Source organism: Streptomyces sp. NPDC007971 (assembly GCF_042958635.1).
In the GTDB taxonomy this organism is placed as follows: domain Bacteria; phylum Actinomycetota; class Actinomycetes; order Streptomycetales; family Streptomycetaceae; genus Streptomyces.
On record NZ_JBIBJK010000016.1, the window covers coordinates 85,557 to 106,111 of the forward strand.

Below are 20,555 nucleotides of genomic sequence, written 5' to 3' on the forward strand. Positions count from 1 at the left end.
GCCTCCGGCGAAGGGGGAGTTGGAGGGGGCGGAGTGCACTCAACTTGGTCCAGACCAATCCTCCTGTCAAGGTGCCCGGGTGCTACTCGTCCCCGCCCCCGCCCCTCGCCGGCCCCGCCGCCGCCTCGTGCATCGCCAGCTCCAGCAATGCCGGGTCGGTCAGCGTCCCCGAGCCGTCCGGCGGTACCAGCCAGCGCACGCCGCGCGTCGCCCGGCCCGGGTGCGGCACGACGATCCAGGTGCCCGGTCCGGCGGTGCGGATGCCGGTGCCCAGCCAGCGGGCCGCGGTACCCGGCGGCACGAAGAAGCCGACCCGGTTGTCCCCGAAGTCGGCCAGCACCGGGCCGGGCCGGTCGAGGACGCGGGTGAGCACGTCGAGCGTGGGAAGGCCGAGGCCGCCCGGCAGGATCAGTACGTCCCAGGCCTTGCCTGCGGGCAGCAGCGCGACCCCCATGGGGTGGCGCTCCCACTCCCACCGGCAGGACTCGGGATCCGGCGCGACGGATGCCAGCCATTCGGCCGCTGTCTTCGCCCCAGTCATGAGAAGACCTCCCTCTCTCGTGGACGCGGTCACGTCCCGAGGGAGAGGGAGGCCTTGCGGCGGGCATTACGCAGGTTGCCGGTCTTCTTTCGGGTGAGCCGGGTCACACCCACTCGGACCGCCCTTCCCGGGCAAGCCCCTGTTTCGGTGGTCCTCGTCCCGGACCCGGTGGTCCGCGCAGTGGTGCGGTCGTCGCGGGGAAACGGCGAGAAAGGCACAGGCCCAGGTCTGTGACCTGGGCCTGTGCGCAGAAAAAGAGCCGCTCGGCGGGCTCAGCTGTCGAAGCCCAGCCCCAGCCGGTCCATCGCCCGCAGCCACAGATTGCGGCGGCCGCCGTGCTCGTCGGCACGGGCCAGCGACCACTTGGTGAGCGCGATACCGGTCCAGGCGAACGGCTCCGGCGGGAACGGCAGCGGCTTCCTGCGGACCATCTCCAGGCGCGTGCGCTCGGTGTCCTCGCCGTCCAGCAGGTCCAGCATCACGTCGGCACCGAAGCGCGTGGCGCCGACGCCGAGGCCCGTGTAGCCCGCCGCGTACGCCACGTTCCCCCGGTGGGCCGTGCCGAAGAACGCCGAGAAGCGCGAGCAGGTGTCGATCGCACCGCCCCAGGCGTGCGTGAAGCGGACGCCCTCCAGCTGCGGGAAGCAGGTGAAGAAGTGCCCGGCGAGCTTGGCGTAGGTCTCCGGACGGTCGTCGTACTCGGCGCGCACCCGGCCGCCGTAGTGGTGGATCGCGTCGTAGCCGCCCCACAGGATCCGGTTGTCGGCGGACAGCCGGAAGTAGTGGAACTGGTTGGCCGAGTCGCCGAGGCCCTGGCGGTTCTTCCAGCCGATCGAGGCCAGCTGGTCGGCGCTGAGCGGCTCGGTCATCAGCGCGTAGTCGTAGACCGGGACGGTGTAGGAGCGCACGCGCCGCAGGAGGCTCGGGAAGATGTTCGTGCCGAGCGCGACCTTGCGGGCGCGGACGGAGCCGTACGGGGTGCGGACGGCCATGCCCGCGCCGTACGGCTTCAGGCCGAGGGCGGGCGTGTGCTCGTAGACGCGTACGCCGAGCCCGATGCACGCCTGCTTCAGGCCCCAGGCCAGCTTGGCCGGGTGCAGCATGGCCACGCCCCGGCGGTCCCACAGGCCCGCCTCGAAGGTGGGCGAGGCGACCTGCTCGCGCACGGCGTCGGCGTCCAGGAACTCGATGCCGTCCGCGAGGCCCTTCTCCTCCAGCTGCCGGTGCCAGTCGCGCAGCTCCCAGGCCTGGTAGGTCTCGGTGGCGACGTCGATCTCGCCGGTGCGCTCGAACTCGCAGTCGATGCCGTGCCGGGCGATCGCCGCCTCGATCTCGTCGAGGTTGTGCGCGCCCATCTTCTGGAGCTGGTGGATCTCGTCCGGCCAGCGGGCGAGGCCGTTGGGCAGGCCGTGGGTGAGGGATGCGGCGCAGAAGCCGCCGTTGCGGCCGGAGGCGGCCCAGCCCACCTCGCGGCCTTCCAGCAGCACCACATCGCGCTGCGGGTCGCGCTCCTTGGCGTTGAGCGCGGTCCACAGTCCGCTGTAGCCGCCGCCGACGACCAGCAGGTCGCAGGTCTGTGCACCGGTGAGAGCGGGCTCGGCGGGGGGCTTGCCGGGGTCTTCCAGCCAGTACGGGACCGGCTGGGCTTCGGAAAGAGAGGCGATCCAGTTGTCTTTACCACGACTCATGGCGCTTGGGGCCATGATTTCAACTCCCTACAGAGCTCTACGCCTTTTGATTGTTGCGGCGGTTGGTGATCAGCATCGAGACGAGGACGAACAGCACGGCGACCAGGAACATGGCCGTACCGATGACGTTGATCTGAACGGGCGTTCCGCGCTGCGCCGAACCCCACACGAACATGGGGAAGGTGACGGTCGAGCCGGCATTGAAATTGGTGATGATGAAATCGTCGAAGGAGAGCGCGAAGGACAGCAGCGCGCCCGCGGCGATTCCGGGTGCCGCGATCGGCAGGGTGACCCGCACGAAGGTCTGCACCGGGCCGGCGTACAGGTCCCGGGCGGCCTCCTCCAGGCGCGGGTCCATCGACATCACACGCGCCTTGACGGCGGTGACGACGAAGCTGAGGCAGAACATGATGTGCGCGATCAGGATCGTCATGAAGCCGAGCTGGGCGCCCATGTTGAGGAACAGGGTGAGCAGCGAGGCGGCCATGACGACCTCGGGCATCGCCATCGGCAGGAAGATCAGCGAGTTGATGGCGCCGCGGGCGCGGAAGCGGTAGCGGACCAGCGCGAAGGCGATCATCGTGCCGAGGACGGTGGCCCCGATCGTCGCCCACAGGGCGATCTGGAGGCTGATGGACAGCGAGCCGCACATGTCGGCGACGCCGCACGGGTCCTTCCAGGCGTCCGTGGAGAACTGCTGCCACTGGTAGTTGAAGCGCCCCTTCGGCTTGTTGAAGGAGAACACCGTCACGACGACGTTGGGCAGCAGGAGGTAGGCGAGTGTCAGGAGACCCGCGATCACTATGAGATGGCGCTTGAGCCAGGTGACGATGGGCATCAGACCAGATCCTCCGTCCCGGCCCGGCGGATGTAGATCGTGACCATGGCCAGGATCGCGGCCATGAGGATGAACGAGAGGGCGGCGGCCGTCGGGTAGTCCAGGATGCGCAGGAACTGCGTCTGGATGACGTTGCCGATCATGCGGGTGTCGGTCGAGCCGAGGAGTTCGGCGTTGACGTAGTCACCGGCCGCCGGGATGAAGGTCAGCAGCGTGCCGGAGACCACGCCCGGCATCGACAGCGGGAAGGTGACCTTGCGGAAGGTGGTCCACGGCTTGGCGTACAGGTCGCCGGCCGCCTCGTGCAGCCGCCCGTCGATCCGCTCCAGCGAGGTGTAGAGCGGAAGGATCATGAACGGCAGGAAGTTGTACGTCAGTCCGCACACCACCGCGAGCGGGGTGGCCAGGACGCGGTCGCCGGCCGTCCAGCCGAGGAAGTTCGTGAGGTCCAGGATGTGCAGCGAGTTCAGGGTGTGCACGACCGGGCCGTTGTCGGCGAGGATCGTCTTCCAGGCCAGGGTGCGGATCAGGAAGCTGGTGAAGAACGGCGCGATCACCAGGATCATGATCAGGTTCTTCCAGCGGCCCGCGCGGAAGGCGATCAGGTAGGCGAGCGGGTAGCCGAGCACCAGGCACAGCAGGGTCGCGGCGGCCGCGTAGAAGACCGAGCGCAGGAACTGCGGCCAGTACTCGGACAGTGCGTCCCAGTACGTCGCGAAGTGCCAGGTGACCTTGTAGCCCTGCTCCAGGGAACCCGTCTGCACGGACGTGGAGGCCTGGTAGATCATCGGCAGCGCGAAGAACACGACCAGCCACAGGATGCCGGGCAGCAGCAGCCAGTAGGGCGTGAAGCGGCCTCGCTTGCGCGGTGGCTTCTTCGCGGTGTTCGCGGGGGCGAGAGGCGGCGGCGCCTCGGTGAGCGTCGACATGTCTATGCGGCCTCTTCCTCGACGGTCTCCACGCCGGCGTCGATGTCCTGGGACGCGTCGAGGCCGAAGGTGTGGGCCGGGCTCCAGTGCAGGACGACCTCGGCGCCGGGGACGAGCCGGCCGTCGCGTTCCACGTTCTGGACGTACACCGACAGCTCGTCGCAGACGGGGCTGTCGATGACGTACTGCGTGGAGACGCCGATGAAGCTCGCGTCGGCGATCCTGCCGGTGAGGCGGTTGCGGCCCTCGGGGATGGAGCCGGCGTCGTCGGCGTGGGTGAGGGAGATCTTCTCGGGGCGGATGCCGACCAGCACCTTGCCGCCGGCCTTCGCCGGCGCGGAACAGCGCGCCCCGGGCAGCACCAGCTTGCCGCCGCCCGCCTTGAGGACGATGTCGTCGCCGCTCCTGGAGTCGACCTCGGCCTCGATGAGGTTGGAGGTGCCGAGGAAGTTCGCGACGAAGGTGGTCCGCGGGTTCTCGTACAGGTCGGTGGGAGCGCCCAGTTGCTCGACGCGGCCCGCGTTCATCACGGCGACCGTGTCGGCCATGGTCATGGCCTCCTCCTGGTCGTGCGTGACGTGGACGAAGGTGATGCCGACCTCGGTCTGGATGCGCTTGAGCTCCAGCTGCATCTGGCGGCGCAGCTTGAGGTCGAGGGCGCCGAGCGGCTCGTCGAGCAGCAGCACCTTGGGGTGGTTGATCAGCGCGCGGGCCACCGCGACGCGCTGCTGCTGGCCGCCGGAGAGCTGGTGCGGCTTCTTGCGCGCCTGCTCGCCGAGCTGGACCAGCTCCAGCATGTCGTCGACCTGCTTCTTCACGCTCTTGATGCCGCGCCGGCGCAGACCGAAGGCGACGTTCTCGAAGATGTCGAGGTGCGGGAAGAGGGCGTAGGACTGGAAGACCGTGTTGACCGGCCGCTTGTACGGGGGCAGGTGGGTGACGTCCTGGTCGCCGAGGTGCACGGTTCCGGAGGTGGGTTCCTCCAGACCGGCGATCATGCGCAGGGTGGTCGTCTTGCCGCAGCCGGAGGCGCCGAGCAGGGCGAAGAAGGAGCCCTGCGGCACGGTCAGGTCCAGCGGCTGCACGGCGGTGAAGCCGTTGTCGTAGGTCTTGCCGATCCCGGTGAGGCGGACGTCGCCGCTGGTGTCTTTCGTCGTCATCGTCGTCGTCACGCCCCTGTGAGCTTCGAGAACTTCTGCTGGTAGGCCGTCTCTTCCTTCTGCGTCAGGGCGCGGAAGGCGTGGGACCTGGCCTGCATGGCCTTGTCGGGAATGATCAGCGGGTTGCTCGCCGCCGACTTGTCTAGCTTGGCGAGATACGGCTGCACTCCTGCGACCGGGCTCACGTAGTTGATGTAGGCGGCCAGCTCGGCGGCCGGCTGGGGCTCGTAGTAGAAGTCGATGAGCCGCTCGGCGTTCGTCTTGTGACGCGCCTTGTTGGGGATCAGCATGTTGTCGGTCGACGTCATGTAGCCGCTGTCCGGGATGACGTACCCGACGTCCGGGCTGTCCGCCTGGAGCTGGACGATGTCGCCGCCCCAGGCGACGCACGCCGCGAAGTCGCCCTTGGCGAGGTCGGACGTGTAGTCGTTGCCGGTGAAGCGGCGGATCTGGCCCTTGTCGACGGCCTTCTGGAGGCGGGCGATCACCGCGTCGAAGTCGTCGTCGGTGAACCTGGCCGGGTCCTTGCCCATGTCGAGCATGGTCATGCCGACGCTGTCGCGCATCTCGGTCAGGAAGCCGACGCGGCCCTTGAGCCTGGGGTTGTCCAGCAGGTCCGAGACCGACTTCACCTCGATGCCGTCGAGCGCCTTCTTGTTGTACGCGATGACGGTCGAGATGCCCTGCCAGGGGTACGAGTAGGCGCGGCCCGGGTCCCAGTCGGGGTCACGGAACTGGTCCGACAGGTTGGCGAAGGCGTGCGGCAGGTTGGACGCGTCCAGTTTCTGGACGTACCCCAGCCGGATCATCCGGGCGGCCAGCCAGTCGGTGAGCACGATGAGGTCGCGGCCGGTGTCCTGGCCGGCGGCGAGTTCCGGCTGGATCTTGCCGAAGAACTCGTCGTTGTCGTTGATGTCCTCGGTGTACTTGACCCGGATGCCGGTCCGTTTGGCGAACGCGTCGAGCGTGGGGTGGGTCTTGCCCTTGTCGTCCACGTCGATGTACTCGGGCCAGTTGGAGAAGTTGACGGTCTTCTCCGTGGCCGAGTGGTCGTCGGCGGACACGCCGCCCTGCGCCTTGGTCGCAGCGGGGATCCCGCAGGCGCTCAGCGCCCCGAGACCGCCGACCGTGAGCGCGCCGCCCGCGGAGGCGCGCAGCAGCGACCGGCGGGTCATGGCGGCCCGGCCGCTTCGCAGGCTGCGCCGCATGGCGGCCGTTTCGACCGGCGTGAGACGGTCGGGCTCGTACTGCTCCATGCTCGTGGTGCCCTTTCGGGAGGATCGGCCTGGTCGGTGGCCGGGTCGTTGTTTCTAGCGGTCCCCGAAGACGGTGCGGTGCCAGTCCTTCCTGGCCACCGCGGTGTTGTCGAACATTACGTGCTTGACCTGCGTGTACTCCTCGAATGAGTACGCCGACATGTCCTTGCCGAAGCCGGAGGCCTTGTAGCCGCCGTGCGGCATCTCACTGATGATCGGGATGTGGTCGTTGATCCAGACGCAGCCCGCCTTGATCTCACGGGTGGCGCGGTTCGCGCGGTAGACGTTGCTGCTCCACGCCGAGGCGGCCAGGCCGTAGGGGGTGTCGTTGGCCAGCCGGATCCCCTCGTCCTCACTATCGAACGGCAGTACGACCAGTACCGGGCCGAAGATCTCGGACTGGACGATCTCGCTGTCCTGGGCGGCGTCGGCGACGAGGGTGGGCCGGTAGTAGGCGCCGTCCGCGAGATCTCCCTGCGGGGCCTCGCCGCCCGCCACCACGCGGGCGTAGGCACGCGCACGCTCCACGAAGCCGGCGACGCGGTCGCGCTGGACGTGCGAGATCAGCGGGCCGAGGTCGGTGCCCGGGGCGAACGGGTCCCCGAGCCGCACCGTCTCCATCAGGGCGGCCGTCCGCTCCACGAAGGCCTCGTACAGCGGCCGCTGCACGTACGCGCGCGTGGCGGCCGTGCAGTCCTGCCCGGTGTTGATCAGCGCGCCCGCGACCGCGCCGTTGACGGCGGCCTCCAGGTCGGCGTCGTCGAAGACCACGAAGGGAGCCTTGCCGCCCAGCTCCAGGTGGAGGCGCTTGACGGTGGCGGTGGCGACCTCGGCGACGCGCTTGCCGACGGCGGTGGACCCCGTGAAGGAGGTCATGGCGACGTCGGGGTGCCCGACGAGACGCTCGCCGGCCTCCCTGCCGGTGCCGGTGACGATGTTGATCACACCGTCCGGGATGCCCGCGTCCGTGGCGGCCTGGGCGAACAGCAGTGAGGTCAGCGGGGTCAGCTCGGCGGGCTTGAGCACGATGGTGTTGCCCGCGGCGATCGCCGGAAGGATCTTCCAGGCCGCCATCTGCAGGGGGTAGTTCCAGGGCGCGATCGACCCGACGACCCCGATGGGCTCCCGGCGGACGTACGAGGTGTGGTCGCCCGAGTACTCCCCGGCGGACTGACCCTGCAGGTGCCGGGCCGCGCCCGCGAAGAAGGCGGTGTTGTCGATGGTGCCCGGCACGTCGAACTCGCGGGTCAGCTTCAGCGGCTTGCCGCACTGCAGCGACTCGGCGCGGGCGAAGTCCTCGGCGCGCTCGGCGAGCACGGCGGCGAACCGGTGCAGGGCGTCGGAACGCTCGCCGGGGGTGGCGCCGGCCCAGCCGGGGAAGGCCTCGCGCGCGGCGGCCACGGCCGCGTCGACGTCGTCGGGGCCGGCCAGCTCGTAGGTGTACACCTCCTCGCCGGTGGCAGGGTCGACCACGGCGTGGGTCCGGCCCGAGGTGCCCTTGGTCAGGCGTCCCGCGATGAACTGCGCGCCGTCCGCGAATCGCTCCTGCGCGGGAAATCGTTCCTGGGTGGCGGTGCCCGGGTTGTGCATGTCGCTCTCCTCCGCCGTTCGCCCCGTCCCGGGGGGTGGGTGGCGTAGCTCCAGCTCGATTTGAGTGCCGATCCTGACAGAGCAATAAGCCTCCAACAAGTGATTCCGTTGTTGCCTTTTGGTTACGCGACGGAATCTGTCGACCAGGTGTCGAGTCGGCACGGAAAAGGGCGGACGGAGTGTCAGTGGTGCGTGCCACACTCGCGTGCATGGGGAAGATCGACGGGGTGGAAGCCCTGATCAGGGAAGTCGGGGCGGGGTCCCGGGTCAGGTATCTGCACTTCTGGGGGCACCGGCCGCGGCCCGACGGCCGGATCGGCGCGAGCTGCCTGAGCCAGTGGTGGCCGTCACCGTTCGTGGTGGACGGCGTGCGGTACGCGACGGCCGAGCACTGGATGATGGCCGGCAAGGCGCGTCTGTTCGAGGACGCGGAGGCCGAGCGCCGGGTGCTGGCGGCGGAGCATCCCGCCGAGGCGAAGAAGGCGGGGCGGCTGGTCCGGGACTTCGACGAGGCGGCATGGGAGCGCGAGCGCTTCCGGATCGTCGTCGAGGGCAGCGTCCACAAGTTCGCGTCGGACGACGCGCTGCGGGCGTTCCTGCTGGGCACCGGTGACCGGGTCCTGGTGGAGGCGAGCCCCGTGGACCTGGTGTGGGGCATCGGCCTCGCCGCGGGCGACGAGGCGGCCGCGCACCCCGAGCGCTGGCGGGGGCCGAACCTGCTGGGCTTCGCGCTGATGGAGGCACGGGAGCGGCTGCGGCCCCTGTGACGGCGGCCCGCCCGCCCGCACCACGCAGAAAGCGGGCGGACGGGCCGCGCGGGTCGGGGTCAGCCCCGCGTCAGTACGGGTGCGGAGATGCCGGGGGCGGAGTTGTAGGACGTGCCGGGGTCCGTGTCGTCGTTCTTGTCGTGCTTGACGGCGACGACGATGACGACAATGAAGAAGGCGATGATCGCGAGGCTGAGGATGATCCCGATGATGCCCGTGACGAAGCCCGCCTGGGCCTGACCGCGGTTGGTGGCCTCGCCCCGCTCGGCCCGCTTCTTGCCCTTGACGCCGAGCACCACGGCTATGACGCCGAGCACGAGAGAGGGCACACCGTAGAAGCAGAACAGGCAGCAGGACAGGATGCCGAGCACCAGCGCCGTGGTGCCCATGCCGTTCTGCGGGGCCATCGGCATCCCGGGCCAGCCGTACCCCTGCGGGTAGGCGGGGTAGCCGTATCCACCGGGGGCCGCCGGGCCCGCCGCGCCGGGGGCGGAGGGCGGGGGCGGCACGGCGGATTCGCTCCAGCCCTGGCCGGGGGCAGCGCCGGGCGGGCCGAAGCCGGGCGCACCGAAGCCGCTGCTGGGCAGCGACGTCATGGTGGCCTGGTCGTGCACGGCCGGCGGGGTCACCGGGGGCTGCTGGTCCTGCACAGGAGGCTGCTGCCCGGGCGCGGGCGGCTGCGCGCCCTTGTCCAGCGACAGCTTGCTCTCGGGCGGCGCCCACGGGTCGAAGCCCGCTCCCTCGCCCGCCCCCGGCTGCGTCGGATCCGTCACGTCCCATCCCCTCGGTCGATCGTCAGGTCATGGTAAAGCAGGGCCTGTGCAGCCCTGCGGGCCGTATCCGCGGGCGGTGCCGGCGGGCCGGTCCGACCGGTTCCCGGCGCCGCCACCGGCGCAGCGCGCCCGGCCTAGGATGATCCCGCGTCACCGATCAGCCGATCACCCGCGCCCGTACCACGGATCCGATTCCGCGGGCGCCGCTTAAGGGGAGGAACCCTTGACCGACCGCGATCTGCACGGCTTCATCGCCGGACTGCCCAAGGCCGAGCTGCACGTCCACCACGTGGGCTCCGCCTCCCCGCGCATCGTCTCGGAGCTGGCCGCCCGCCACCCCGACTCCAAGGTCCCCTCCGACCCCGAGGCGCTGGTCGACTACTTCACGTTCACGGACTTCGCCCACTTCATCGACGTGTACCTGTCCGTCGTGGACCTGATCCGCACCCCGGAGGACGTGCGGCTGCTGACCTACGAGGTGGCGCGTGACCTGGCCCGGCAGCAGGTGCGGTACGCCGAGCTGACCATCACCCCCTTCTCCTCGACCCGGCGCGGCATCGACGAGCTGGGCTTCATGGCCGCGATCGAGGACGCGCGCAAGGCGGCCGAGGCGGAGTTCGGGACCATCCTGCGCTGGTGCTTCGACATCCCCGGCGAGGCCGGTCTGGAGTCCGCGGAGGAGACCGCCCGCCTCGCCACCGACGACCGGATCCGCCCGGAGGGCCTGGTCTCGTTCGGGCTCGGCGGTCCCGAGATCGGCGTACCCCGGCCGCAGTTCAAGCCGTACTTCGACCGGGCCATCGCCGCCGGTCTGCACTCCGTCCCGCACGCCGGGGAGACGACCGGCCCCCAGACGGTGTGGGACGCGCTGACCGAGCTGCGCGCCGAGCGCATCGGACACGGCACCAGCTCGGTCCAGGACCCCGCGCTGCTCGCCCACCTCGCCGAGCACCGCATCCCGCTGGAGGTCTGCCCGACCTCCAACATCGCCACCCGTGCGGTCCGCACCCTCGACGAGCACCCGATCAAGGAGTTCACCGCGGCGGGCGTGCTGGTCACCATCAACTCCGACGACCCGCCGATGTTCGGCACCGACCTCAACACCGAGTACGCGGTGGCGGCCCGCCTCCTCGACCTGGACGAGCGGGGCGTGGCCGGCCTCGCGCAGAACGCCGTCGAAGCGTCCTTCATGGACACGGCGGACAAGGCCCGCATCGCGCAGGAGATCGACACGTACACCACCACGTGGCTCGCCTCCTGATCCCTGCGTCATGACCCGGGGCGGCACGGTCACAATGGGGCCATGCAGACCGTGACCGCCGTGGCCCACCGCGGCGACCCCTACCGCTTCCGCGAGAACACCGTCGACTCCCTGCGTTCCGCGCTCGACCGGGGCGCGGACGCGGTGGAGTTCGACGTACGGCTCACCCGCGACGGCGTCCCCGTGCTTCTGCACGACGAGACGCTGAAGCGGCTGTGGGAACACGACCGTCCCCTGCACTCGCTGTCGGCCGACGAGGTGCGCGGGCTCACCGGGGGCGGCGTGCCGACCCTGGAAGAGGCCCTGACCGCGACCGACGGCAGCCGCGTGATGGTGGACCTGTGCGGCCGGGTCGACCGCCGGACCGTGCGCAGGACCATGGACGCCGTACGGCAGGCCGGGGCCCGGGACCGCGTCTACTACTGCGCGCACGCCGAGGCCATGCTCGCCGTCCGCGCCGAAGATCCGTCCGCCGAGATCGCCCTGACCTGGACCACCCTGGCGCCGCCCCGGCCCGCGCTGCTGGAGGTGGTGCGCCCCCGCTGGCTCAACTACCGCTTCTCCCTGGTCGACCGGGACCTGGCCGCCCGCGTCCACCACGACGGCTACCTGCTGTCCGTCTGGACGCCGGACACCCGCCGCTCCCTGCGCCGCCTCCTCGACCTGGGGGTCGACTCCATCACCACGAACCGCATCGACACCCTGCACATGCTGCGGTCGCAGCCCGGCTGACCCCGCCGGCCGCCGGGCACCACGCCCGGCAGCCCTCTCTGATCGGAGCCCTCTCTGATCGGCAGCCTTCTCCGGTCGGCAGCCTCTCTGGCCGGCAGGCCTCGCCAGTCGGCAGACCCTGCCCGATCCTGACCGGAATCAGCCTTGAAATGGCACTTCGCCCCACCCTCACAGCTCGGGCACCGAAAGTACGTGGTAGGTTCACAGACTCAGTCAAGGTTCCCCCGCGCAGAGAGCCTCCATAGGAGATACCGGAACCCTCCGTGAAGTGGGGCTGTCCGGTTACTTTGGAGCGCACACGCATGCCCGGCCCCACCGTCTCGGTGATCATCGCTGCCTACAACGCGATGCCCTATCTGACCCGCTGCGTCGCCTCGGTCGCCGAGCAGACCATCGGCCGTGACCGGCTGGAGGTCATCGTCGTCGACGACGGGTCCACCGACGGCACGACGGCCGAGCTGGAGCGCCTGGAGGGCCTGTACCCGGGACTGCTGCGCGTCTTCCACCAGGCCAACTCCGGCGGCCCGTCCGCGCCGCGCAACGCCGGGCTCGCGCACGCCACGGGTACGTTCGTCTTCTTCCTGGACGCCGACGACCACCTCGGCCCCGAGGCCCTCGCGCGCATGGTCGCCATGGCCGAGGAGAACGGCACCGACATCGTGCTGGGCAAGATGGTGGGCGTCGGCGGACGCGGCGCTCCGGCGTCGATGTTCAAGCGCAACCAGCCGCGCACCGACGTCTTCTCCTCCCGCGTGTACTGGACGCTCAACCCCATGAAGCTGTTCCGGCGGGAGCTGCTGGAGCGCCACCGGCTGCGGTTCCCGACGGATCTGGCCATCGGCGAGGACCAGTTGTTCGTCGGCGCGGCCTATCTGCACGCCTCCGGCATCTCCGTGGTCGCCGACTACGACTGCCTGTACTGGGTGCTGCGCGAGGACGAGGGCAACATCACCCGGCGGCTGACCGGCTCCGAACGGCGGCTGCGGTTCCTGCCGCGCATGGTCGACCTGATCCTGGACACCGTGCCGCCCGGCCCCGGCCGCGACCACCTGGCCCACCGGCATCTGACCGTCGAGGTCCAGCAGCTCCTCGCCGACCAGCTCGTCCACGAGCCCCGGGAGGTCCAGGAGAAGATGCTGGCCCAACTGGCCGACGCGATCGAGCCGTTGTGGCACGAGGGGATGAACGACCGGCTCTCGGCGATGGCCCGGCTGCGGCTGCACCTGGTCCGCCGTCGCATGCTGGACGAGCTGCTGGAGGTCGTCGCGTTCGAGAAGGAGCTGGGCCGGACCAAGGCGGCCACTCCCCTGCTCGTCGACCAGGGCCGCGCGCTCGCCCGCTACCCCTACCTCCGTGACCCGGACCGCCGTATCCCCGACTCCTGCTACGACGTCACCGCCCAGCTCGGCACCCGGCATCACCTCACCCGCGCGGAGCTGCAGGGCACCGTGCTGCACCTGGCCGGCCATGCCTACCTCCACCGTGTGGAGACCCGGGACGTCTCCACCGATCTCGTCCTGCGGGAGCGGGGCAGCGCCGTCGAGTACCGCCTGCCCGTCACCCACACGGCGACACCCGGCCTGGGGGCGGGCGAGGACGAGGGCCGGTTCGCCTACGACCGAGCCGGGTTCGAGGCCGTCGTCGACATCGCCACCGCCGCCGGCGGCAAGCCGCTCGGCGACGGGCTGTGGGACATCTCCCTCGCCGTCGGCGCCCAGGGGCTGTCCAAGGAGGTCCGGATCGGCAGCAAGCGGTCCGCCGACGTCTTCGCGAAGGCCAGTACCCGGGTCGTCGCCACGGGCGACGCGTTGCGTGCCGTCACCCTCTACACCACCACACCGCACGGCAACTTCACCCTCGACCTCGGCGAGGCCAAGCACCGGGTGGCGCCGCACATCGGCCTCGACGACGTCCGCTGGGCCGCCGACGCCCCCACCGAGCTGGAGTTCACCGGCCGCTGCACGCTCACCGAGTACCCCGAGGGCGAGCTGCGGGCCGTCCTGACCAGCGACCGGGGCGACAGTGCCGGCTACCCGGCCCGCCCCGCGCCGGGCGCAGACGGCCGCTTCGTGGTGCGCGTGCCGGTCACCGGCCTCCCGGCCGGCCTGTGGAACGGCCACGTCCGGCTCGGGCCCTGGCAGTGGCCCCTGCCGCACGTCCCCGCGGCCCTTCCCCCCGCGAAGTGGCGGCGCCGCGCGCTGCCCTGGTACGCGAAGCCCGCACGCCACGAGGGAACCCCCGCCCTGCGCATCGCCAGGACCGAACTCGTCAGGGCACTCGCCCGGCGCCTGAGGTGAGCGGCACGCCCCCGGGGAACGCCCCCTGACAACCCCCTGGCTCTCCGGGCCGCAGCTGCGGGAAGGGCCAGGGGGCGAACCCGGTCGCCCGGCGCGTCGTCGCGGCCGTCCTCAAGCGGCGGGAACCGGCCGGCCGAGCGTCTCCAGCCGCTTGATCTTCTGCCGTACGACGTACAGCGGGACGACCCCGAACACGCCGAACGACATGTCGATCACGCTCCACCAGAAGGGGATCCCGCGCAGCGGACCGCAGATCAGCGCGAGCGGGATGATGCCGGCGCAGGCGATCATCGCGAACTCGACGACCCAGATGTTGCGGACCGGGTCGCGGTAGGGCCCGTAGAAGGCGACCGCGATGACGAGGTGGGCGAACGCCAGCCAGTCCGTGCCGTACAGCAGGAAGGGGTACTCCGCGTCGGCCGTGTCCAGCCCCTGCCGTACCCGTGAGATCCAGTCCGTCAGCCCCGGCAGGTACTGCTGCGCGGACAGGGACCGCAGCGCGTCCTCGGTCCAGTGCAGTTCGTGCACCAGCGGGAACGCGGTGGTGCCGCTGAGCACCAGGCACACGACGAAGAAGGCCAGCCAGGCGCGAATGCCCTTGAGCAGGGCGGCTCTGTCGCTCATGGCAGGAGCGTACGCCTGGAATTGAACATGTTCAAAACCTCGGGGGCCCCTCTGCCCGGTGCCTGCGCCCACTCGCTTCCGGTGCCTGTACCTCGCTTCGGGTGCCTGTGCCCACCTCTCTTCCGGTGCCTGTGCCCGGCTCACCTCCGGCGCCTGTGCCCACCCGGCTTCCGCTGCCGCGCCGGCCTCGCTTCCGGTGCCCGCGTCCGCCTCACTCCAGCGGCCCGTCCAGCGGGACCTGCCGCACGCCGGGCAGATGCCCGTCCAGCTCGCCGGGCTCGAAGCGGCACATGCCGACCGCGTGCCAGAACTCGCCGGTGACGTCTCCCTCGTACTTGTAGCCGCCGGAGGGTGACAGGGCGGCCCAGCCTCCGGGCATGCCGACGAGGGTGGCGCGCAGGGCGGGCGGGCCGTCCGCGGGGACGTTCCACAGGCGGACCGTGCCGTCCTCGCCCGCGGAGGCGAGCCGGGAGCCGTCGGGGCTGAAGGCGACGGCCAGCACGCGGCCGGTGTGGCCGGTGAGGACGGCGGTCGCGGCGCCGGTGTGCGGGTCCCACAGCCGTACGGTCCGGTCGTCGCCGGCGGTCGCCAGCAGATGCCGCAGCGGATGCGCCGCCGCCGTCCACAGCTTGCCGGTGTGACCGGTCAGGCGGTGGGCGATCTCCCCGTCCTTCCAGATCGCTGCCGTACCGTCCCAGGAGGCGCTGGCCAGCCAGGAGCCGTCGGGGGCGAACGCCACGGCGTAGACCCGGTCCTGGTGTCCGTCCAGGGCGCCGGTGATCCGGTGCTCGGCCATGTCCCAGATCCGCACCTTGCGGTCGTCGCAGCCGGTGGCGAGGACGGCGCCGTCCCGGCGGAAGGCGATCGCGCGGACCCGCCCGAAGTGCTCGGTGAGGGTGGCCACATGGGCCCCGGTCGCCCGGTACCACAGGCGGACCGTGTCGTCGTCGTTGGCGGTGGCCAGCAGTTCGCCGTCGGCGCTGAACGCCTCGGCCCACACATGGTCCGTCTCGACGTCCAGCTCACGCTGGTACTCACCGGTGGCGGCGTTCCACAGATAGATGTCGCCGTCGCTGCTCGCGGTGGCCAGCAGCGGGCCTGCGGGGCCGAACACCGCCGACACCAGGCGGTCGCTCTGCCCGGTCAGTTCGCGCAGCCGCCGGCCGGAGGCGGAGTGCCACACGCGCACCACACCGTCGTTGCCGCCGGCCGCCAGCATCGAGCCGTCGGCGCTGAAGGACAGGGTCCCGATGCGGCGCCCGTGGCCGCGCAGGATGCGCCTGCCCTGGCCGGTGGACGGATCCCACAGGCGGACGACACCGTCGTTGCCGCCGGTCACCAGCAGCGGGCCGGTGCCCGGAGCGGGTGTGTCGCCGTGCGGACGGAACTTGCACACCCACACCGAGCCGCGGTGCTCGGCGGGCTGCCGGTTCAGCGGTACGGCGACGGGGTCGGACACCGGGTCGATCCGCCACAGCCGGACCACTCCGGCGCTGTCCCCCGCGGCGAGCTGGGTCCCGTCGGGGTCGAACAGCACCTGGTAGACGGCGCCGCGGCAGCCGCCGAGCAGCCCGGCGCTGCGCCCGGCGGCCAGGTCCCACAGCCGCACCTCGCCGTCGGTGTCGCCGCTGACCAGGAACCGTCCGCCGGGGTGGAAGTCCAGCGTGTAGACACGCCCGGAGTGGCCGGTGAATTCGTGCCGCTGGGTCCGGGTGGCGAGGTCCCACACCCGGACGGTGCCGCCCCGCCGCTCGTCGCCGCGGTCGCCGGTGACGAGCTGGGTGCCGTCCGGGCTGAACCGCGCCCGGTACACGACGCCGCGGTGGCCCGGCAGTTCACCCGTCTGCGCTCCGGTGGCAAGGTCCCACAGGCGTACACCGCTGGAGGCGTCCCCGGTGACCAGCGTGCTGCTGTCCGGGCCGAACGCCACCGTGTAGACGGGAGCGGTGTGTCCGGGCAGCCGGTGCAGGGGGGTGCCGGTGGCCGGGTCCCACACGGTGACCACGCCGTCGGCGTCGCCGGTGACCAGCAGGGAGCCGTCGGTGTCGAGGGCGACCGGCCAGACCCCGCCGGGGTGGATGTCCAGCCGGTGCAGGCAGCGGCCGGAGACCGGGTCCCACAGCCGTACGGTGCCGTCGGAGCTGCCGGTGGCCAGCACCCGTTCGCGGAACTTGACCGCGTAGACCCGGCCGGTGTGGCCCTCCAGGGTGCGCAGCGCGAGCCCGGTGGCGGCCTCGCAGAGCAGCACACCGCCGTCCTCGCTGCCCACGGCGAGCAGTTCGCCGTCGGGGCTGTACGAGATGGGCTCCGGCAGCCGGGTGGAGCTGCTGAAGCCGTACGGGACGCCCACCGCGGAGGGCCGGAAGCCGGAGTCGACGGCCATGCCGGGGGCAACGGCGGCGGTGGCCAGCTCGGGGGTCTGTGCCAGGGGGCCGGTGGTCGCCGAGATGACGGCCGCCTGCCGCCACCGGCCGCCGTCGACCCGGGCGCCGGTCAGGTCGGCGCGGATCAGCCGGGCCCGGCGCAGATCTCCGCCGCGCAGGTCGGCGCCGGTCAGATCCGCGCCGTCGAGCCGGGCTCCGGTCAGCCGGGCGTGCCGCAGGACGGCTCCGGAGAGGTTGGCGCCGACCAGCCGGGCGTCGGTGAGGTCGGCGCGGGTCAGGTCGACGCCCGAGAAGTCGCGGTGCGAGAGGTCCTCGCCGGCCAGCGAGGCGCCGCGCAGGTCGGTGTGGGCGGGCACGCGCAGCCGGCTGAGGATCTTCACGGCGTTGGCGCGCCCGGCCTCGGTCCCCTCGGGTTCGTCACCGGTGCCGCCGCTCAGCTGCCGCTCGGCCCAGCCCTGGCACAGCCGGTGGTCGGCGAGGTCGCACAGGAACTCCACGGCCAGCTGGCTGAGCTGGCGTCGCGCCGGCAGGCTGTCGTCCCCGGCGGTCAGCCGCTGGGCGCACTCACGGGCGACGAGCCACTCCACGACCGAGCCGTGGATGAACCGGAACATGCCCTCGTCGCTGCGCACCAGCAGGGTGCCGGAGCCGATGGCGTGCGCGGTCTGCGGCACCGAGAGGCGGGTGCCCGCAAGCCCGGCCAGGGTCTCGGCGACATCGGTCAGTTCGTCCAGGCGCAGCGAGTCCTGGCCGCTCTCCCACAGTCTGAGGGCGAGCGCGGTGACCGCGTGCCACAGCTGGTCCAGGCCGAGTCCGGCGGCCCGGCCGGGGGCGGCGCCGGCCCGCTGTTCCTCGAAGCGCAGCCAGGCGGTGAGCACCTCCTGGTAGAGGCCGGCGGGGCTGAGCGCGCGGCCGGCACCGGCGACCGCGCGCAGCCGGTCGTCGTCCAGGTCGGCGACGAAACCGAGCAGCCGGGGGTTGCGGCACAGGGCGAGCAGGTCGGGGATGGCGTCGAGGAGCTGCAGCCGGCGGTCGGCGGCCTGGGCGTCGCCGCCGTAGCGGTTGACCAGGTAGGCGCGGATCTGCTGCGGGGTGAACTCCTGGACCGCCAGCACCCGGCGGTGCGGGAGCAGGCCGACGCGTTCGCCGAGCGCGGTCAGCACCTGGCCCTGGGAGCGGAAGTGCTGGGTGCGGCTGCTCACCAGGATCTTGGCGCTGTCGACGGCGGAGTCGAGGAGCACCTGGAGGCGTTCGGCGGCACGGTCGTACGTCACCTGGTTGACGAGCTCGTCGAAGCCGTCGAAGAGGAGCACGATCCGGCCCTGCTGGAGCATGTAGCGAAAGGCGCGCAGGTCGATGTTGTCGACGCCGTGGGCGGCGAGGTGGGCGGCGACCAGCCCCTCGAAGGAGTAGGCCCGGTCCAGGGCGTGCAGTTCCACCAGCAGGGGCACGAGGTGCGGCAGTTCTGCGGGGATGCGGCGGGCCAGCTCGCGCAGCGCGAAGGTCTTGCCGTGCCCGAAGTCGCCGAGGAGCAGTAGGAAGCGGCCCTGGTCGGAGTCGAGCAGCCGGAGCATCTCGTCGACGAGCCCGTCGCGGTCCTCGGCGTCGAGGCGCTCCACCTCCCGGTACCGCTGGGGCAGGTACATGCCCGGTGGGTAGCGGGGGTCGGTGCGCAGCCGCTCGCTCTGCGCGGCCACGTAGGCACGCAGGTCGAGCAGCCCCTGGAACTCGGTGAAGCTGCGCACCCTGACGCCCCTGCGGCGGGCCGCGTCGCGCAGCTCGCCCGCGGGCGGCCGGCCGTCGTGGACGAGTTCGGCCTCGGTCTCGGAGTCGGCGGCGTGCACGAGGGCCACGAACCGGTCGATGTCCTGCGCGGTCGGGGTGCCGGTGTGGACGGCCACCCGCTGCTGCCGTACGAAGCCCGACTGGCTCCAGGTGACCAGGAGTTGGGGCACGGGTCCGTCCACCTGGCGGATCTGGGCGCCCTCGTGGCGGGTGCGGCAGACCTCGGTGACCCGGGCGAGCAGGATCTCGGCCGGACTCTGCACGGCGCGCAGCTCGGGCTCGGGGCGCAGGGCCCCGTCCGGCTGCGGGGTGTGGGCCGGGGCGACCGCGGGTCCGTCGGCGTCCTCGGGCCCGAAGGCGCGGTGGGCCCGCCGCCACTGGACCGGGCGCCGCTGCGGATCTCCTGGGCCCTGCCAGGTCGCCAGGCCCTCGCGGGTGACCCGGAGCAGCTGGTGCCGGCCGGGCGCGAGGGCACCGATCACCGGCACCTCGCCGGAGGGGGTGGTGAGGGCGGGCAGCGCACCCGGGTCGGTGGGACCGTGCAGCAGCAGGTGCAGCCGGGGCGCGGTCAGCCGGGTGAGGACGTCGGTGTCGCGCAGCGGCCCGGAGCCGTCCGGGGAGGCGGCGGTGCGGCGGACCGCGGGCGGCCGGGCGGTGCCGGGTGCGTGGCGCAGCACGCCGATGCGCAGCCATCCCTCTGCCTCGTGCGGGCGCAGCGCCTGGGCGAACCAGGCGGCCTGCTCGGGGCCGACGAGGCCGTACTGGTCGTCGCGGCGGTGGCTGTAGGCCATCGAGGAGTTCAGTCCCGCGACCACGGTGTGCAGTTCGGGCACGGGGAAGAGGGTCCAGGGCTGGTCGCTGTCGAAGACCACGTCCAGGCCCTGGTACAGCTCCTGGAAGAGACCGGCGAAGTGCCGCCACTTGGGCCAGTACGGCGGCCGGGGCGGCATCTCGTCGGCCTCGCAGGTGCTGAAGTAGGCGTGGCAGGCGGCCTGGTTGACGTCCTGGCCGCCCGGGACGAGGGCGACCCGGTGCGGTTCGAGGCCGAGCAGGGCGCGCAGTCCGGTAAGGAAGGACAGGGCCTGTTCGAACTCCCGGCGGCTGCCGCTCGCGGTCAGGTCGCCGGTGACCACCAGCAGATCGGGTGAAGGCGCTCCGGCGTCGGTGAGTTCCACCAGGTCGCCCCAGATCGCCGCCTGCAGCTCGGCGGGGTCCTGGCCCCGCCCGAAGGCGGGCCCGGCCAGATGGAGCAGGGTGACCGCCTCACGCCCGCGGGCCTCGCCCGTCACCCGCGGATACGACGGCGGGGCGGCGGGCCTGCGCCGCCCGGCCCAGCCGGACCGGCCGAGCGGCCGCCCTGCGGGCAGGGACGGCATGGCCGGGGCCGACGGGGCGAGGGGGCCGGCTCCGCCCGGGTAGTCGGGGCGCAGCGCGGGCCGGGCGCGGCCGTCGAGGGCCTGCCGGACGCGGGTGAGCAGCAGGTCGCGGGCGGCCGACGGGTCGGTGACCGGCACCAGGTCGACATAGGTGATGGTGGCCAGGAGCCCCTCCACCGGGATGTCCTCCACCCGCACGGTGAGAAGTCTTCGCTCCGGTGCGTCCGGGTCCGCCCGCAGGGCGGCCTGCCACTCCATCCGCCCGTACCGCGAGCGCTCGTAGTTGTGCGAGAGGACGGCGATGACGGCGGCGGACTCGCTCACACCGCGGTCCATGAAGTCGACGAAGTTGGTTCCCGGCACGAAGTCCCAGGCCTGGAGCACCGTGCGGTAGCCGGCCTCCTCCAGGGTCCAGGCGATCCATGACGCCCAGCGTTCGTCGGCCGGTGAGTAACTGATGAAGAAATCCAATGGCCCGGTGTCCCCCGGGATGATCTGACGAGCCACCATGTATTCATGATGCCGTGAGCAGCGAGCGTGATACCGGCCGTTTC

13 protein-coding genes and 1 pseudogene are annotated in these 20,555 nt (G+C 71.7%); 4 read left to right on the forward strand and 10 right to left on the reverse strand.

What is annotated here, in order from left to right:
* Positions 1-82: 82 nt before the first annotated feature.
* From ACFZCP_RS30515 to ACFZCP_RS30545, 7 genes are all read right to left on the reverse strand, one after another.
* A complete protein-coding gene (locus ACFZCP_RS30515; protein WP_391433057.1) occupies positions 83-541 on the reverse strand; it encodes a hypothetical protein in 459 nt (152 codons plus the stop codon).
* 272 nt (positions 542-813) lie between these two features.
* Positions 814-2,244, reverse strand: a complete 1,431-nt coding sequence (locus ACFZCP_RS30520; RefSeq protein ID WP_391433060.1) for an FAD-dependent oxidoreductase — start codon at positions 2,242-2,244, stop codon at positions 814-816.
* A 22-nt stretch (positions 2,245-2,266) separates the two neighbouring features.
* Complete coding sequence (locus ACFZCP_RS30525; RefSeq protein WP_391433063.1) at positions 2,267-3,067, reverse strand: ABC transporter permease subunit; 801 nt, start codon at positions 3,065-3,067, stop codon at positions 2,267-2,269.
* Positions 3,067-3,996, reverse strand: a complete 930-nt coding sequence (locus ACFZCP_RS30530) for an ABC transporter permease subunit (protein WP_391433066.1) — start codon at positions 3,994-3,996, stop codon at positions 3,067-3,069. The genes ACFZCP_RS30525 and ACFZCP_RS30530 overlap by 1 nt, the downstream gene beginning before the upstream one ends.
* Before the next feature lie 2 nt (positions 3,997-3,998).
* Complete coding sequence (locus ACFZCP_RS30535; RefSeq protein ID WP_362690878.1) at positions 3,999-5,156, reverse strand: ABC transporter ATP-binding protein; 1,158 nt, start codon at positions 5,154-5,156, stop codon at positions 3,999-4,001.
* Positions 5,157-5,164: 8 nt separating this feature from the next.
* Positions 5,165-6,412: a spermidine/putrescine ABC transporter substrate-binding protein gene (locus ACFZCP_RS30540; RefSeq protein ID WP_362690881.1), complete on the reverse strand. Its 1,248-nt coding sequence runs from the start codon at positions 6,410-6,412 to the stop codon at positions 5,165-5,167.
* 54 nt (positions 6,413-6,466) lie between these two features.
* A complete protein-coding gene (locus ACFZCP_RS30545) occupies positions 6,467-8,002 on the reverse strand; it encodes an aminobutyraldehyde dehydrogenase (protein WP_391433070.1) in 1,536 nt (511 codons plus the stop codon).
* 209 nt (positions 8,003-8,211) lie between these two features.
* On the opposite strand from ACFZCP_RS30545, the gene ACFZCP_RS30550 reads away from it, so the two are divergent.
* Positions 8,212-8,769 (forward strand): NADAR domain-containing protein, encoded by a 558-nt coding sequence (locus ACFZCP_RS30550; protein ID WP_391433073.1) that lies wholly within the window; start codon positions 8,212-8,214, stop codon positions 8,767-8,769.
* A 59-nt stretch (positions 8,770-8,828) separates the two neighbouring features.
* Here the strand turns inward: ACFZCP_RS30550 and ACFZCP_RS30555 are convergent, their stop codons facing one another.
* Positions 8,829-9,542, reverse strand: coding sequence for a DUF4190 domain-containing protein (locus ACFZCP_RS30555; RefSeq protein ID WP_391433076.1), 714 nt, complete (start codon positions 9,540-9,542; stop codon positions 8,829-8,831).
* Positions 9,543-9,706: 164 nt separating this feature from the next.
* On the opposite strand from ACFZCP_RS30555, the pseudogene ACFZCP_RS30560 reads away from it, so the two are divergent.
* The 3 genes and pseudogenes from ACFZCP_RS30560 (at position 9,707) to ACFZCP_RS30570 (ending at position 13,832) form a co-directional block, all read left to right on the forward strand.
* Positions 9,707-10,803, forward strand: a pseudogene (locus ACFZCP_RS30560) (adenosine deaminase).
* Positions 10,804-10,845: 42 nt separating this feature from the next.
* Entirely contained in the window at positions 10,846-11,535 is a 690-nt protein-coding gene (locus ACFZCP_RS30565; RefSeq protein WP_391433079.1) for a glycerophosphodiester phosphodiesterase family protein, read from the forward strand.
* Between the two features lie 302 nt (positions 11,536-11,837).
* Positions 11,838-13,832 carry a glycosyltransferase gene (locus ACFZCP_RS30570; protein WP_391433082.1) on the forward strand — a complete coding sequence of 665 codons (1,995 nt, stop codon included), beginning with the start codon at positions 11,838-11,840 and terminating at the stop codon, positions 13,830-13,832.
* 111 nt (positions 13,833-13,943) lie between these two features.
* Here ACFZCP_RS30570 and ACFZCP_RS30575 read toward each other — a convergent pair whose 3' ends face one another.
* The gene (locus ACFZCP_RS30575; RefSeq protein WP_391433085.1) at positions 13,944-14,456 is read right to left on the reverse strand and encodes a hypothetical protein; all 513 of its coding nucleotides are present in this window, start codon (positions 14,454-14,456) and stop codon (positions 13,944-13,946) included.
* Positions 14,457-14,667: 211 nt separating this feature from the next.
* A complete protein-coding gene (locus tag ACFZCP_RS30580; RefSeq protein ID WP_391433088.1) occupies positions 14,668-20,511 on the reverse strand; it encodes a TIR domain-containing protein in 5,844 nt (1,947 codons plus the stop codon).
* Positions 20,512-20,555: the final 44 nt, after the last annotated feature.